Raw genomic sequence first — 14,680 nt, 5'->3', positions numbered from 1 at the left:
AGCCGCTTTGCAAGCCTATTCCCCGCCTGCGGAATTCTCGCTGCGGCGCGCGAAGTAGACGCGGATCGCGCGGGCGAGGACCCCGGCATACTCGGCGCGCCCCTCGGGCGTGGTGAGCCGCGCGCGGTCGGTTCCGTTGGTGACGAAGCCGCTCTCGAACAGCACCGAGGGGACGTCCGGCGCGCGCAGCACGGCAAGCGCGGCCGCCCGGCGCGGCTGGGGCACGAAGGCGAGCCGCTTGTCGCCCTCGCGCAGTACGAGGCCCGCAAAAGCGAGCGCATCTTCCTGCGTGCGCTGCTGCGAGAGCTCGACGAGGATCGCGCTCACCGCCTTGCTCTCGCCCTCGATGGTGATGCCGTTCAGCCGGTCGGCATCGTTCTCGCGTGCGGCAAAGCGCGCCGCCGCCTCGCTCGATGCGGCATCGGAAAGGGTGTAGATGCTCGCACCGCTCACCGCGTCATTCGCCTCGCCCGCGGAATCGGCGTGGATCGAGATGAACAGGTCGGCATCGAGCTGGCGGGCGATCTCGGGGCGGTGCGGGAGTGGCAGGATGCGGTCATCGGCGCGGGTGAGCGCCACACGAATGCCGCCCTGCTTCAGCAGTTCGTCCCGCAGCGCCAGCGCCAGCGCGAGGGTGATGCGTTTCTCCTCGAAGCGCTTGCCATCGGCATCCGTGCCGATCGCCCCGGGATCACGCCCGCCGTGGCCTGCATCGATCACCACCAGCGGGCGCGAGGGATCGTCCGGTCCCTCGACCTTGGGCAGTTCGAGAGTGGCGCTTTCCTCGCCCCCGCCGAGTTCGACGCGCACCACATAGTCGCGGCCCCATTGCGGCACCGGAATGCGCTGCCCGAGCGCCGCAGCCGCGCCCAGCACCACTGCCGGAACCAGCACAAGGATCAGGAGCAGGGTGCGATAGCTCATGCGCTTGCCGCTTACGTTCTTGAGCGGAGGAAACGCAATAGAGTTGCGGGGTTTGCCCCACAGTGCTAGCGATATGTGCAGAGAGGCCGGATCAGGACGCGACACGCGTCCCCCACCCGCCTCTTGCGCCGGGGCACTCCTTATCTTTCGCTCCCCGGTCCAGTACAGGTTGATGCAGTGACAGATCGCTTTTCCCGGACAACGAGCACATCGCGCACACCGCGCGAACGTGCCGTGGCGGGAGAAGGCGCGGCGCTTTGCCGCACGAGCGTCGTTGCAGACACGAGCTTCGCGCTGAGCGCCTCTGGCCCTCTGAGCGCGATTTCCCCTTCCGGCATCGCTTTCGGGCTGGCCGGTTCACCACAATATGCGCGCCCCCTTCACACCCGCTTGCGGGCAAGGCCGGGCGCATGGAGACTATTCAATGGCAACGCGCATGCTCATCGATGCGCGCCACCCGGAAGAAACCCGGGTGGCGGTTCTGCAAGGCAACCGGATTGAGGAATTCGACTTTGAATCTGCCGAACACAAGCAGATCAAGGGCAACATCTATCTCGCCAAGGTAACCCGGGTCGAACCCTCGCTGCAGGCGGCTTTCGTCGACTTCGGCGGCAATCGCCACGGCTTCCTCGCCTTCAGCGAAATCCACCCCGACTATTACCAGATCCCCAAGGCCGATCGCGACGCCCTGCTCGCAGAAGAGGCCGAAGCGGCCGAGGAAGAAGAGCGCCTGCGCGCCGAGGAAGAGGCTGAAGGCATCTCCCCGGGTGCGGAATATGACGCCGAGGACGACAGCGGCGAAGCGCTCGCCGAAGACTTCGCCGAAAACGGCGTCGAGGAAGTCGATACCTCCGACAAGGACGATGTCGCCACCATCGAAGGCGGCGCTTCGGACGAAGAGGAATCCTCGGACGAGGACAACGGCGAGAACGAAGAGAGCGCCGAGGACAGCGAAGGCGGCGAGGAACGTCGCGGTCGTGGCCGTGGTCGCCGCCGTCAGGGCAAGGGTGACAAGGGCGGTGACGGCAAGGGCCGCAGCCGTGCCAAGCAGGTCGACGAAGTGCGCGCCAAACGCATGGCGCTGCGTCGCCGCTACAAGATCCAGGACGTGATCCAGCGCCGCCAGGTGCTGCTCGTGCAGGTCGTCAAGGAAGAGCGCGGCAACAAGGGCGCGGCGCTGACCACCTACCTGAGCCTCGCCGGGCGCTACACCGTGCTGATGCCCAATTCGTCGCACGGCGGCGGGATCAGCCGCAAGATCAGCTCGACCAGCGACCGCAAGCGGCTGAAGGAAATGGTCTCCGACCTCAAGCTCCCCAAGAGCATGGGGCTGATCGTCCGCACCGCGGGCATGAGCCGCACCAAGCCCGAGATCAAGCGCGACTTCGATTACCTCGCCCGCGTGTGGGACGAGATCCGCGAGAAGACCCTCGCCTCGGTCGCGCCGGCTCTGATCCATTCGGACAGCGACCTCATCAAGCGCGCGATCCGCGACATCTACAACAAGGAAATCGAGGAAGTCGTCGTCGAAGGCGAGGAAGGCTACAAGTCGGCCAAGGCCTTCATGAAGCTCCTCATGCCCAGCCACGCACGGCGGGTGAAGGCCTACTCGGACCCCGTCCCGCTGTTCCAGCGCTATGGCGCGGAAGACCAGCTGCGCGCGATGTATGATCCGATGGTGCAGCTCAAGAGCGGCGGCTACCTGATCATCAACCCGACCGAAGCGCTGGTGTCGATCGACATCAACTCCGGCCGCTCCACCAAGGAGCACGGGATCGAGGCGACCGCGCTCCACACCAACCTCGAAGCCGCGCGCGAGATCGCCCGCCAGCTGCGCCTGCGCGACATGGCCGGCCTCGTCGTCATCGACTTCATCGACATGGAGTACCCCTCCAACGTCCGCAAGGTCGAGAAAGCGATGAAGGACGCGCTCAAGAACGATCGCGCGCGCATCCAGGTCGGCCGCATCAGCTCCTTCGGGCTGATGGAAATGAGCCGCCAGCGCCTGCGCACCGGCGTTCTCGAGGCGACCACCCGCCCCTGCCCCCATTGCGACGGCACCGGCCTTGTGCGTACCGCCTCCTCGGCGGGCCTTTCGGCGCTGCGTCTGATCGAGGACGAAGCGGCGCGCGGCAAGGGCACGCAGATCCGTCTCGCGGCGAGCACCGAGGCGGCGATCTACCTCCTCAACGAGAAGCGCGCCGACCTCGTCGAGATCGAGCACCGCTACGGGGTCAGCGTCGAAGTCGTGCCCGAGGGCGAGGACGAAGGCGCAAAGATGACCGTGTCGAGCTCCGGCCCGCGTCCGACCCATGCACCCAAGTTCGAGCCGATCATCGACGATGACGACGACGATCTGCCCGAGGAAGAGGACGACTTCGCCGAGGAAGAGGCCGAAGAGCGTCAGGAACGTCAGCCGCGCCGCGAGCGTCCGGAGCGCGCCGACAACGACGATGAAGGGGGGCGCAAGAAGAAGCGCCGCCGTCGTCGCGGGGGCCGTGGCCGCAACCGTGACCGCGAGGATGGCGCCGAAGGCGAATCCCGCGAAGATGGCACCGAGACCGAAGGCGATGTCGATGGCGACGGCGAAGGCGCTGGCGACACCGCCGCTCCCGAAGGTGCCGAAGATGGCGAAGGCCGTCCGAAGAAGCGTCGCCGTCGCGGTGGTCGCGGTCGCAAGCGTCGTGAAGGCGGCGAAGGCGGCGAAGGCGAAGGCGAAGCGCAGGGTGACGATGGCGAGACCGGTGACGTGACCGGCGACGAAGCTGATGCTCCGGCGGAAGTGGAAGCGCAAGCGCCCGCAGCCGAGCCCGAACCCGTGGCCGAGGAAGCGCCGGCTGAAAAGCCCAAGCGCGTCCGCGCGCCGCGCAAGAAGAAGGAAGCAGAGCCCGTGGTCGCCGAAGAAGCGCCCGCCGAACTCGCACCCGAGCTTGCGGCTGCAGCGGCTGACGCCGAGGCCGAAGAAGCCCCGGCCGAAAAGCCCAAGCGCAAGCGCGCCCCGCGCAAGGCCAAGGTCGCCGACGCCGAGCCCGCCGAAACCGCCGAGGTGAGCGAACCGGCTCCGGCCGAAGAAACTCAGGCCGAAGCGCCTGCCGAGGCAGCGCCCGAAGCCGAAGCCAAGCCGCGCCGCGGCTGGTGGCAGCGCACCTTCGGGGAATAAGCCTCGAAACGAACATGAAAGAAGGGCGGGACAGAGCGATCTGTCCCGCCTTTTTCTTTTCCGTCAGTCCAGGCCCACCCCTAACCCCTCCCGCAAGCGGGAGGGGGATTGGTTGGCGCTGACACTCCCCTCCCGCTTGCGGGAGGGGCCGGGGGTGGGCCTGCGCCCGAGGAAACGCCTAATCAACCTTCCGCGCCACACCCCATTTCATCCACCCCGCAAAACGCGGCGCCTTAGGCGTGTAGCCCTCCCCCAACCGCTCGACCGCAAAGCCCGCGCCCGAAAGCGCGGTGGCGATGGGCCGCGTCAGGTGGCAGCCGCCCGCAAGCCGCTTCCACACCGGCTCGATCCGTCCCTGCCATCCGCGAACTTGCGGGTCGGGCGCGCGGCCGTGTTCGAGGAACAGCGCGGTGCCTCCGGGGCGCAGGATGCGGCGCATCTCGCGCATCACCTGCGCGGGATCTTCGACCGAACACAGAGTGAAGGTGCACACCACGCAGTCGAAGCTTTCATCGGCAAAGGGGATCGCCTCCCCCCGCCCTTGCCGCAGGTCCGCCGCCCAGCCCTTTGTCCGCGCCGCCGCGCGCGTGCCTTCGAGCAGGCCCTCGTGCGGGTCGATCCCGGCATAGGAGGTGATCGCGTCGCGGTTGTAGAACTCGTGGTTGATCCCCCCGCCGCAGCCCAGCTCGAACACGTCGCCGCGCGCGAGCGGCACCACCGCGGCTCGGCGTTTCATCACCTGTCCTTGCGAGCACGCGCAGGCGATCAGGCGCGGCATGATGTTCGCTTCGTACCAGCTGGCCAATCCCATTGCGGCTCTCCCCTCTTTCCCGATGCCGCAATGCGTGGCACGTTATACGGCAATTGCCAAACCTGCTTCTTGGGAGGGACGCCAGTATGACCACCACCACGCCCGATACCGCTTCGGACAAGGCCCCGTTCCGCTTTCACCCCAAGCTATGGCTGTGCACCGCGATGCTTTTCGCCTTTCCGGCACTGGGGACGGTGATGGGCCGCGCCACATGGGGGCCGGAGGATTTCGCGGCGATGGCGGTGCTGCTGGGCGGGCTGTGCCTCGGGATCGAGGCGGCGGTCCACTTCCTCGATACGCCGCGCTGGCGGATCGGGGCGATCATGCTCGCGGTGCTGCTGTTCCTGACCGTCTGGGCGCACCTCGCGGTCGGGATCTTCTGATCAGGCCGGAACCTCGTCCCCGCGAAAATCGAACACCCGCCCCGATTGCGCCGGCGTGAGCCGCGCGAGCACGCCGAGCAGGTTCGCCGCCGCATCCTGAGGCCGGGTCAGCTGGCCATCGGGCAGCCCCGACTGAAACGGGGCGGACAGCGCGGAATCGACCGTTCCCGGGTGCAGGCCCACGATCACGCTCTCGGGATGGGTGCGCGCCATTTCCAGCGCGAAGTTCCTGAGCAGCATGTTCAGCGCCGCCTTGCTCGCCCGGTAGGAATGCCACCCGCCTAAGCGGTTGTCCGAAATCGAGCCGACACGTGCGGAGAGCGCAGCGAAGGTGAAAGCCCGGCCGCGCGGCATCAGCGGCAGCACATGCTTGGCGATCAGTGCGGGGCCGATGGTGTTGAGCGCGAAGACCTCGGCCATCGCCGCCGGATCGAGCCGCTTGTAGGTCCGTTCGGGTCCGGTGCCGTCGGGCAGGGTCAAGACGCCGGTGGCACAGATCACCCATTCGGGCGGATCGGCGCGCATCGTCTCGGCGGCGGCAGCGATGCTCGCTTCATCCGCGAGGTCGAAGGCAAAGGGGCGGAAGGCCTCCCCCTCGGGCGCTGAACCACTGCGCGAGCCGGCGTAGACCGCCTCGCACCCACCCGCCGCCAGCGCCTCGCACAGCGCGCGGCCGATCCCGCCGCTTGCGCCGAATACCGCTGCCGAGCGCGGCCAGCGCGCGCCATGTTCCCCGATTTCCGCCTGATCCGTCATCCCTTGCTGAAAGCGCAGGACACCCGCTTGGTTCCGGCGCGTGACGCGCTTTCAACGCCTGTGCGAAACCCTGCAACAACTGACAGTCACCCCCCGCTTGCGCCTCGCGGCGATGCCGCTAAGTAGGGTTCCAAATCGCAACCGGGATCACATGATGGCGACCTTCACTCTCCCCAAGAATTCGAAGATCAATGCGAACGGCAAGACCCACAAGGCGTCGGGTGCCAACGGGACCGGGCGCGTGAAGGCGTTCAAGATCTACCGCTACGATCCCGACTCTGGCCAGAACCCGCGTTACGACAAATTCGAGATCAATCTCGACGAATGCGGGCCGATGGTTCTCGACGCGCTGTTCAAGATCAAGAACGAGATCGACCCCACCCTGACTTTCCGCCGCTCGTGCCGCGAGGGGATCTGCGGTTCGTGCTCGATGAACATGAACGGCAAGAACGGCCTCGCCTGCACCACCGCGATCGAGGACCTGAAGGGCGAAATCCGCATCACACCGCTGCCGCACATGGACGTGATCAAGGACCTCGTCCCTGACTTCACCCACTTCTACGCGCAGTATGCGAGCATCCGTCCCTGGCTCCAGACCGTCAGCCCGACGCCGAGCGGCAAGGAGCGGCTGCAATCGCCCGAACAGCGCGAGAAGCTCGACGGCCTCTACGAGTGCATCCTGTGCGCCTGCTGCTCGACCTCGTGCCCGAGCTACTGGTGGAACTCCGACAAGTTCCTCGGTCCGGCGATCCTGCTCCAGGCCTATCGCTGGCTCGCCGACAGCCGCGACGAGATGACCGGCGAGCGTCTGGACGACCTCGAGGATCCGTTCCGTCTCTACCGCTGCCACACCATCATGAACTGCGCGAATGTCTGCCCCAAGGGCCTGAGCCCCGCCAAGGCAATCGCGGAGACCAAGAAGATGATGGCCGAGCGGGCCATCTGATCCGGTGAGTTTCAAGGACGACGTTTTCGAACACGGGCCGGACCCGGACAATCCGGGCTGGCACCACTGGAACCTCAAGGACGAGACGCTGTTCAACGGCGCAGTGATGGGCAAGCTCATCACCCGCGTCGATGAAGACGGCAAGGCACGGCTCCGGATGTTTCCGGAGCGCAAGCACCTCAACCTTCAGGGCATCATCCACGGCGCGGTCACGCTGGCGCTGATCGACATTGCGCTGTTCGTGACGATGCACCGGATCGGCACCGGCAATGCCGGCCCTTCGGTGACGCTGGAGCTGTCCAGCCAGTTCGTCGGCGGCGGCGATGGCAGCCGCCCGCTCGATGCCGTGACCGAAATCGTGCGCGAGACCGGCAAGCTGGTCTTCATCCGGGGGATGGTGGTGCAGGACGAGGATGTCGTCGCCAGCTTCTCGGGGATAGTGCGCAAGATGCAGCCGCGCGCGCCTGCCTGACGCGGTGCCCGGTCTCCTCGCCCGTTACGATGCGCTGATTGCCAGCGGCCAGCTGCGCGCCGACCCCGACCAGCGCGCCGCGGCCGAGCGCCTCGCGCGCCTTCAGGACGAGCTCGAAGCCCCGCCCCCGCCCAAGCGCTGGTATGTCGCGATCTTCGGCAGCGGCCCGACCCAGCCCGATCCGCGCGGGGTCTATCTGTGGGGCGGCGTCGGGCGCGGCAAGTCGATGTTGATGGACCTGTTCGTCGACACGCTGGCGCTCGAACAGAAGCGGCGGGTGCACTTCCACGCCTTCATGCTCGAAGTCGACCGCCGCATCGCCGCCGCGCGCAAGGCAGAGCTGCGTGATCCGCTGATGGCTGTGGCGCTCGACATGGCGGCCGGGCTCAAGTGCCTCGCCTTCGACGAGATGGTCGTCACCAACACCGCCGATGCCGCGATCATGGGGCGGTTCTTCACCGCGCTGATGGAGGCCGGTACGGTGATCGCCACCACCTCCAACCGCCCCCCCCGCGATCTCTACAAGGACGGGCTCAACCGCTCGCTGTTCCTGCCCTTCATCGATCTGGTCGAGCGTCGGATGGACGTGCTGAGCCTCAACGGCCCCACCGATTACCGCCTCGACCGGATCGGCGGGCTCGCGATGTGGCACGCGCCGCTGGGCGAAGTGGCAACGAACCAGGTGCGCGAGGCGTTCTTCCGCCTCACCGACTTCGCCCCCGAGGATGCCGCCAACGTGCCGAGCGGCGAGCTAGACCTTGGCGCCGGGCGGACGCTGCACGTGCCCAAGTGCCTCAAGGGCGTGGGCGTGTTCAGCTTCAAGAAGCTGTGCGCCGAGAACCGCGGGGCGGCTGATTACCTCGCGATTGCGCAGGCGTTCCACACCGTGATCCTCGTCGGCATCCCGAAGATGGGCCCAGAGAACCGCAACGAGGCGATCCGCTTCACCAAGCTGATCGACGCGCTTTACGAACACCGCGTGAAGCTGTTCGTCACCGCCGCGGCGCTGCCGGAAGAGCTCTATCAGGCGGGCGACGGGGCTTTCGAGTTCGAGCGGACGGTGAGCCGCCTCAACGAGATGCAGAGCGAGGACTACATGGCGCTGGGCCACGGGGTCGAAGACTAGGCGCTTACCCCGAGCTGGCCGAGCGATTTCTCCAGCATCAGCAGCTGCCACATGGTGCGCGAATGGTCCGCGCGGCCCGCAATATGCGCCTCGGCCAGCCCCGCGATGGCCTTGGGTTCGAAGAACCCGGTTTGCGCGAGGCTCCCCGTGGCGATGCCCCGCGCGGCCCCCGAAAGCGGCCCACGCAGCCACTCGGCGATCGGCGTCACGAAGCCCTGCTTGGGGCGGTAGAGAATGTCCTGCGGCAGATAGCGCTCGAGCGTCTTCTTCATCAGGTACTTGCCGGTGGAACCCTTGACGCGCATCCCCTCGGGCAGACGCGCGGCGAATTCGACGAGGCGGTGGTCGAGCAGCGGCTCGCGCGCCTCGAGGCTCACCGCCATGCTGGTGCGGTCGACCTTGGTGAGGATGTCGCCCGGCATCCAGAAGGTGAGGTCGGCATATTGCGCGCGGTCGAGACCACTGCGGCCCGGCGCGCTGCGCATCAGGGCGATCAGCTCGTCCTCGGCCCGGAAACCGTCGAGACTGGCGGCGAAGCTGTCGGTGTAGAGTGCGGCTCGCGCGTCGGGCAGCGTCACCGAGAGCCCGCGCGCATAGCCTTCCTCTCCGCTCTCGGCGAGCGCGAGCAGGGTCGACTTGGCGCGCAGCGGGCGCGGGGCCCAATCGGCCTTCGGCCATGCGCGGCCCAGAGCGCCGAACAGCGGGGCGCGCAGGCCCGCGGGTAGAATGCTGCGGGCCCGCTCCTCGTGGTGGTGGAACACCTGACGCCGGTAGCCTGCAAACGCCTCATCCGCCCCGTCACCCGAGAGCGCCACCGTCACCCGCTCGCGCGCCAGCTGGCACACGCGCCATGTGGGGAGCGCCGAGGCATCGGCGAAGGGCTCGTCGAACATCCCCGCCAGAGCGTCGATGGCCGCAAAGTCGTCGGTGGCGACGATCCGCTCCTGATGGTCCGCGCCGAATCTGGCGGCGACCTGGCGGGCGTAGGAGGTCTCGTCATAGGCGGCGACATCGAAGCCGATCGAGCAGGTCTGCACCGGCGAGGCGCTGGCCTCGGCCATCAGCGCGACCACGCCCGAACTGTCGACCCCGCCCGAGAGGAACGCGCCCAGGGGCACGTCGGCCACCATGCGCGAGCGCACGCCCTCGCGCAGCAGGTGAACGAGCTGGGCGGAAAGATCGGCCTCGCTCCCGCGCTCGCGCTCGGTGAAGGATATGTCCCACCAGCGCTGCGGGCGGCCCGGGGCCTTGCCCTGCTCCATCAGCCAGAAGTGCCCGGCGGGCAGCTTCTCCACGCCTGCAAGGATCGAGTGGCTGTCGGGCACGTAGCCCCACGCCATATAGGCCTCGATCGCCTGCGGGTTGACCCGGCGGCGCAGCAGCGGATGCGCGAGCAGTCCTTTCAACTCGGAGGCAAAGGCGATGCTCCCGTCCGACAGGTGCGCTAGAAACAGCGGCTTTACCCCGAAGCGGTCGCGGGCAAGGAACAGGCGCCGCGTGGCAAGGTCGAAGATCGCGAAGGCGAACATCCCGTCGAGCCGCGACAGGCAGTCCGGCCCCCACTTCTGCCACGCGGCGAGGATCACCTCGGTGTCGCCATTGGTGCGGAAGGTGAAGCCCGCCTGCTCGAGCTCGCGCCGCAGCTCGCGGAAATTGTAGATCTCGCCGTTGAAGACAATCACCGCGCGGCCATCGGCAGCGTGCATCGGTTGGGGGGAGCCGGCGACGTCGATGATCGAGAGGCGGCGGTGACCGAGGCCGACGCCGTGATCGGTCCAGACCCCCGCCCCGTCAGGGCCGCGATGCGCGATCGCGTCGCACATCCGCACGACCCGCGCCGGATCGACCGGCTTGGGCGTTTCGGCATGGAAGATCCCGGCAATTCCGCACATCGTGACAGGCCTAGAGCAGCGCGGTGAGCGCGGCAACGCCCGCGAGGGCGATGATCGCGGCGGCAGCGCTTCCGGGCGCAAAGCTGCGGGTCTCGGCACGGGCGAGCCAGCCCCAGCTCTCGATCGCGGCAAGCGGCCAGCCATAGGTCTCGGGCTCGCGCTCGACGAAGCGCCATGCCGCGCCGAGCAGGATGGCGATGACGATGGCGAAGAACACCCAGCCATAGACGATATGGTCGAAGCCGGTGGCCTTCTCGGCGCCGATATATTGCGCAGCAAGGATCGTGGCGAAGGCGCGCACGCCGTTCGCCAGCACCGGCACGGCGACGCAGGCCGCCAAGAAGCCCGCGCGGGTGCGCCAGCGGGTGAAGCGAGTGGCGCAGACGAGGGCGCCGAGCGTCACCATCGCGACGAGGAACTTCACCCCCGAGCACGCCTCGGCAACGATGAAGAGCCCGGCTGGGGTGTGGATGTGGATCCCCTCGATCCGTGCGGGGATGCCGCTCGCATGGGTGAGCGCGATGGCGATCTCGGCGGTGACGTGCTGGAGCGGCGGGATGATCTCGTCGCCGAAGGGCACGAGGAAGGCGGCGAAGGCGACGGGGAGCGCGAGGACGATACCGGCCCGCAGGCCGAGCACCGTGATAACCGCCGCCTGCACCGCACCGACCGCGCCGACTTGCGCGACGAGATTGATCCCGAGGCCCTCGCCCGCGCGCCAAAGTGCGAGCGTGGCGGCGAGCGGGATCAGCCCCGGCCAGAAGGCCTGCGGGGCGAGGCGCGTGAGATCGTCTTCCTTCAGGGCCACCAGCCAGGCGATGATGAAGGGGACGAGCAGCAGGTGGTTATAGGTGTCGATGTTCCACCACTGGTGCGCCATCGCGCTCCAGCTTGAGGCGGTGACCGCGAAAAGGGCGAGCACCGCCAGCGCAAGCGCTGCCAGCGGCGCGCGCCATGCGGCGGGCAGACGGGCTACGGCGGGTGACGGGGCGAGCGCGGCGGCCTCAGGCGGCATGGCGCTGCCCCTCCCCGCCCTTGCCGAGCAACCCGGCGAGCGGCGCCAGCATCGCTTCCCAAGCGTGGTGATCGCACACGAAACGCCGCGCCGCTGCACCGATGCGGGCGGATGCATCTGGATCGGCGAGCAGAGCGGCGATCCGGTCCGCCATCGCCTGCGGATCGGGCGGGCAGACGATCCACTGCGCCCCGTCCTGCGCCGCGATCCCCGTCGCGGCATCAGGCGTGAGCACCACGGGCTTTGCCATCGCCATCGCCTCCAGCACCTTGTTCTGCACCCCGCGCGCGATCAGCAGCGGAGCGAGCACGGCGTCGGCGGCGGCGATGAAGGGGCGCACATCGGGCACCTCGCCCCAGACATGGACACCCGGGGCGGCGTGATGCGCCATAAGCGCGCGTGTGGGATTGCGGCCGACGACATGGAACATCGCCTGAGGGAGCTTCTCGCGCAGAACCGGCAGCAGCGCCTCGATCACCCACAGCGCGGCCTGTTCGTTGGGGCGGTAATCCATCTGGCCGGTGAAGACGAAATGCGGCCCTTGCTGCCCCGCGAGCATCGGATGCGGCGCGATGGCGGCAGGATCGAACAGCGCGGCGTCGATGCCGTTGCCGATCACCTGCACGTTGGCTGTATCCGGCGCGATGAGGCGGCTGCGGTAGAGCGCGGCCTCGGCCTCGGAGATCAGGATCGTAGCGTCAGCGCGCCGGCCGAGCCGCTCTTCCTCGCGCGCCAGCAGCCGCGCCTCGCGGGCGTTGAGCCACACGCGCTCGCCCGCGGCGGCATAGGATTCGAACTTGGCGCTATCGACGTCGCACAGGTCGATCACGACGCGGCCTGCGAAGCCGTCAGGGACGTACTGTCCCATCTGACCCGAAAAGACGACGATCGCCTCGATCCCCTCGTGCGCGACCGTCTCGCGCACCCAGCGCTCCAGCTTGCGCGAGTGGAAGGCGGTGAGGCTCACCGGCTTGCCCGCCAGCACCGCCTCGACCCCGGCAAGCAGCAGCGGTTTGGTGCGGGGCGCCACGCAGTGCGAGGTCGCAACAGCAGCCAGCGCCGCCTCCGCCGCTGCATCACCCTCGCCAAAGCAGCCGACATGCACCGGGCCGAGCCGCGCCAACGCCTTCAGCAGATGGTGCGAGCGGATGCGATCGCCCCGGTCAGGCGGGAACGGCACACGGTGGGCGAGGAACAGGATGCCGGGCATTACGCCAGCCCGCGCGCGATCCACGGCCCCAGGGTGTTGGCGACGGGCAGCGGCAGCTTCTTCCAGAGTTCGATCTTGCGGCTGTAGCTGGCGTCGGTGGGGTCGATATTGCGCGGCGGCACGCCGGGCGCGGTCCACGCGGCATAGGTCAGAGGCTGCGGCTCGAAGCCCCAGTTCTTCTTGAAGGCAAACGGCCCGCTACCGGTCTTCGAGCGTCCGAAATCGAAGCGCTCCATCCCCTGCCGGCGGGCGTGGAGCATCAGTTCGTAATACATAACCTCGTTGGCGCGCGCCGCGCGGGCAGCGAATACGCCGCCGCCCCAGAAGGGCAGCACCGCGCCGTCGTGGTAGAAGCTGAGTACGCTTGCGAGCGGGGTATTGCCCTCCCACACGGTGAGAATGTCGCTGCTGTCCGGAAAGGCCTCGAGCATCGCGCGAAACAGCGCGCGCGGGAAGACCGGCGTGCCGAGATTGCGCACGCTCGCGCTGTAGCAGGCGAAGTGCGCGGCAAGGTCGCCCTGCCCTCGCCCCACCGTCACGCGGTGGCCGAAGCTGAGACCCTTGCGCACCTCGGCGCGGGCCTTGCGCGGGATCGCGAGGAGTTCGGCCTCGTCGTCGGCGGCCAGAGCGCGCTCGAAGCCGCAATGCTTGTCCGACCAGCTGTCCCAGCCTGTAGGAAGCACGCCGCCGCGCAGTTCGATGCCCGAAAAGCCGCCGCTTGTGGCATGGGCCTGCGCCGCTTCGGCCAGAGCCGCGGCAGCCTCGTCACTGGTGGCGATGATCCCGCCGCCGACGCCAAAGCCGCTCGATACCAGCGCCTTGCCGAACAGCGCCGAGCGCACTTCGATGAGCGGCAGCCAGCCCGTGACCGTGCCGAGCCGCTCGGCGACGAGGCCCGCGGCGCGCTGGCCCGTCCCGGCCTCGACCCCCTTGAGCCACGCCGGCCGGTGGAACAGGCTCGCGCCGGCATCGGCCACGAAGCCCTCGATCCGGCGCACTTCGCCAGCATCGCGGAAATCGAGCGCGCGCACCTGCGTTCCGGCTTTCACCGGCGCGTTCATGCCAGCACCTCTTCCCCGGGCGCGGGGAGGACGAGATCGACCGCGCGTGCCGCTTCGCGGTGGGCTACCATGTCCATCCGGCCCCAGCGGAATTCGTGCACCAGCTCGCGCAGCTTGCCCGCCATCTTGGCGAGGCCGGTGTAATGCCGGAAGCGCGAGCGCAGCGGCGCATGGCCGACCCGCGGCTGATCGGGATCGACCTCCCACGGGTGGAAATAGAACATCGCCGGCCGCCCCTCGCGCCGGTTCACCTGGCGGATCGCCCAGCGCGAGAAGCCGTAGGGCAGCACGCGGAAAAACCCGCCGCCGCCCGCCGCCACGCGTCGCCCGCCGAGGATGGCGGTGGTCACCGGCAGCTCGATCATCGACGACCATGGCAGCGGGCGGAAGGCGAAGCGCGGGGCTTCGGGCCAGCCATAGTGATCGTGCACCACCGGCGCGACGCTGGAGGAATAGGCGTAGCCCTGCTCGGCCAGCTCGGCGAAGGCCCAAGGCGTGCGCTGGTCGATCGAGAAGCTCGGCGCGCGATAGCCGGTCACCCGCACCCCGCTGCAATCCTCGATGATTTCACGCGCCTTGCGGATATCCTCGCCGAATTCCTTGCGGGTGAAGGTGAACACCCGTGCGTGGTCATAGCCGTGGCTGGCGATTTCGTGCCCGGCATCGACGATGCGGCGGATCATGTTGGGATGGCGCCTAGCCACCCAGCCCAGCGTGAAGAAGGTCGCGCGCACATCGGCCTCGGCGAAGAGGTCGATCACGCGGTAGACATTGTCCTCGACGCGGGTCTTTATCGAATCCCACTCGCCGCGCGCGATCACGTTCTCGAAGGCGCCGACCTGGAACCAGTCCTCGACATCGACCGAAAGGCCGTTGACGATGCCGGGGTCACCGGAAGGAGGAATAGGGAAAGTCGCGTTCATG

13 protein-coding genes are annotated in these 14,680 nt (G+C 68.1%); 5 read left to right on the top strand and 8 right to left on the bottom strand.

From position 1 onward, the window contains the following. Positions 1-15: 15 nt before the first annotated feature. Complete coding sequence (locus tag BZF57_RS04395; protein ID WP_086735060.1) at positions 16-924, bottom strand: N-acetylmuramoyl-L-alanine amidase family protein; 909 nt, start codon at positions 922-924, stop codon at positions 16-18. Positions 925-1,348: 424 nt separating this feature from the next. On the opposite strand from BZF57_RS04395, the gene BZF57_RS04390 reads away from it, so the two are divergent. Further along, positions 1,349-4,084: an Rne/Rng family ribonuclease gene (locus BZF57_RS04390; RefSeq protein WP_086735058.1), complete on the top strand. Its 2,736-nt coding sequence runs from the start codon at positions 1,349-1,351 to the stop codon at positions 4,082-4,084. A 178-nt stretch (positions 4,085-4,262) separates the two neighbouring features. On the opposite strand, the gene BZF57_RS04385 is transcribed toward BZF57_RS04390, so the two are convergent. After that, positions 4,263-4,895, bottom strand: a complete 633-nt coding sequence (locus BZF57_RS04385) for a class I SAM-dependent methyltransferase (RefSeq protein ID WP_086735056.1) — start codon at positions 4,893-4,895, stop codon at positions 4,263-4,265. A gap of 86 nt (positions 4,896-4,981) precedes the next feature. On the opposite strand from BZF57_RS04385, the gene BZF57_RS04380 reads away from it, so the two are divergent. Then, entirely contained in the window at positions 4,982-5,278 is a 297-nt protein-coding gene (locus tag BZF57_RS04380) for a hypothetical protein (protein WP_086735054.1), read from the top strand. On the opposite strand, the gene BZF57_RS04375 is transcribed toward BZF57_RS04380, so the two are convergent. After that, positions 5,279-6,034, bottom strand: coding sequence for an SDR family NAD(P)-dependent oxidoreductase (locus BZF57_RS04375; protein ID WP_086735052.1), 756 nt, complete (start codon positions 6,032-6,034; stop codon positions 5,279-5,281). Between the two features lie 154 nt (positions 6,035-6,188). Here BZF57_RS04375 and BZF57_RS04370 point away from each other — a divergent pair, with 154 nt between their 5' ends. The 3 genes from BZF57_RS04370 to zapE are packed head-to-tail and all read left to right on the top strand — an operon-like array spanning position 6,189 to position 8,578. Further along, positions 6,189-6,980 (top strand): succinate dehydrogenase iron-sulfur subunit, encoded by a 792-nt coding sequence (locus tag BZF57_RS04370; RefSeq protein WP_086735942.1) that lies wholly within the window; start codon positions 6,189-6,191, stop codon positions 6,978-6,980. A 4-nt stretch (positions 6,981-6,984) separates the two neighbouring features. Continuing rightward, positions 6,985-7,452: a PaaI family thioesterase gene (locus tag BZF57_RS04365; RefSeq protein ID WP_086735050.1), complete on the top strand. Its 468-nt coding sequence runs from the start codon at positions 6,985-6,987 to the stop codon at positions 7,450-7,452. A 4-nt stretch (positions 7,453-7,456) separates the two neighbouring features. Then, complete coding sequence (gene zapE / locus BZF57_RS04360; RefSeq protein ID WP_086735048.1) at positions 7,457-8,578, top strand: cell division protein ZapE; 1,122 nt, start codon at positions 7,457-7,459, stop codon at positions 8,576-8,578. Here zapE and BZF57_RS04355 read toward each other — a convergent pair. The 5 genes from BZF57_RS04355 to BZF57_RS04335 are packed head-to-tail and all read right to left on the bottom strand — an operon-like array spanning position 8,575 to position 14,679. Beyond that, positions 8,575-10,470, bottom strand: coding sequence for an XrtA/PEP-CTERM system amidotransferase (locus tag BZF57_RS04355; RefSeq protein WP_086735046.1), 1,896 nt, complete (start codon positions 10,468-10,470; stop codon positions 8,575-8,577). The genes zapE and BZF57_RS04355 overlap by 4 nt on opposite strands. A 10-nt stretch (positions 10,471-10,480) precedes the next feature. Then, a complete protein-coding gene (xrtA, locus tag BZF57_RS04350) occupies positions 10,481-11,485 on the bottom strand; it encodes an exosortase A (protein WP_086735045.1) in 1,005 nt (334 codons plus the stop codon). Further along, positions 11,475-12,695 (bottom strand): TIGR03087 family PEP-CTERM/XrtA system glycosyltransferase, encoded by a 1,221-nt coding sequence (locus BZF57_RS04345; protein ID WP_086735043.1) that lies wholly within the window; start codon positions 12,693-12,695, stop codon positions 11,475-11,477. The genes xrtA and BZF57_RS04345 overlap by 11 nt, the downstream gene beginning before the upstream one ends. After that, the gene (locus tag BZF57_RS04340; protein WP_086735041.1) at positions 12,695-13,756 is read right to left on the bottom strand and encodes a FemAB family XrtA/PEP-CTERM system-associated protein; all 1,062 of its coding nucleotides are present in this window, start codon (positions 13,754-13,756) and stop codon (positions 12,695-12,697) included. Before BZF57_RS04340 ends, BZF57_RS04345 begins: the two co-directional genes overlap by 1 nt. Then, entirely contained in the window at positions 13,753-14,679 is a 927-nt protein-coding gene (locus BZF57_RS04335; protein ID WP_086735039.1) for an XrtA system polysaccharide deacetylase, read from the bottom strand. Before BZF57_RS04335 ends, BZF57_RS04340 begins: the two co-directional genes overlap by 4 nt. Position 14,680: the final 1 nt, after the last annotated feature.

This window comes from Erythrobacter colymbi (assembly GCF_002155685.1).
GTDB classification, from domain to species: Bacteria; Pseudomonadota; Alphaproteobacteria; order Sphingomonadales; family Sphingomonadaceae; genus Erythrobacter; species Erythrobacter colymbi.
Note: the sequence above shows the minus strand (reverse complement) of the source record. Positions and strands in the feature narration are given on the sequence as shown.

What these genes read in the sequence shown, in the direction of transcription:
- BZF57_RS04395 (WP_086735060.1), bottom strand. Translation starts at nt 924, where the DNA reads ATGAGCTATCGCACCCTGCTCCTGATCCTTGTGCTGGTTCCGGCAGTG.
- BZF57_RS04340 (WP_086735041.1), bottom strand. Translation starts at nt 13,756, where the DNA reads ATGAACGCGCCGGTGAAAGCCGGAACGCAGGTGCGCGCGCTCGATTTC.
- BZF57_RS04385 (WP_086735056.1), bottom strand. Translation starts at nt 4,895, where the DNA reads ATGGGATTGGCCAGCTGGTACGAAGCGAACATCATGCCGCGCCTGATC.
- BZF57_RS04370 (WP_086735942.1), top strand. Translation starts at nt 6,189, where the DNA reads ATGGCGACCTTCACTCTCCCCAAGAATTCGAAGATCAATGCGAACGGC.
- BZF57_RS04335 (WP_086735039.1), bottom strand. Translation starts at nt 14,679, where the DNA reads ATGAACGCGACTTTCCCTATTCCTCCTTCCGGTGACCCCGGCATCGTC.
- BZF57_RS04375 (WP_086735052.1), bottom strand. Translation starts at nt 6,034, where the DNA reads ATGACGGATCAGGCGGAAATCGGGGAACATGGCGCGCGCTGGCCGCGC.
- xrtA (WP_086735045.1), bottom strand. Translation starts at nt 11,485, where the DNA reads ATGCCGCCTGAGGCCGCCGCGCTCGCCCCGTCACCCGCCGTAGCCCGT.
- BZF57_RS04355 (WP_086735046.1), bottom strand. Translation starts at nt 10,470, where the DNA reads ATGTGCGGAATTGCCGGGATCTTCCATGCCGAAACGCCCAAGCCGGTC.
- BZF57_RS04380 (WP_086735054.1), top strand. Translation starts at nt 4,982, where the DNA reads ATGACCACCACCACGCCCGATACCGCTTCGGACAAGGCCCCGTTCCGC.
- BZF57_RS04345 (WP_086735043.1), bottom strand. Translation starts at nt 12,695, where the DNA reads ATGCCCGGCATCCTGTTCCTCGCCCACCGTGTGCCGTTCCCGCCTGAC.
- BZF57_RS04390 (WP_086735058.1), top strand. Translation starts at nt 1,349, where the DNA reads ATGGCAACGCGCATGCTCATCGATGCGCGCCACCCGGAAGAAACCCGG.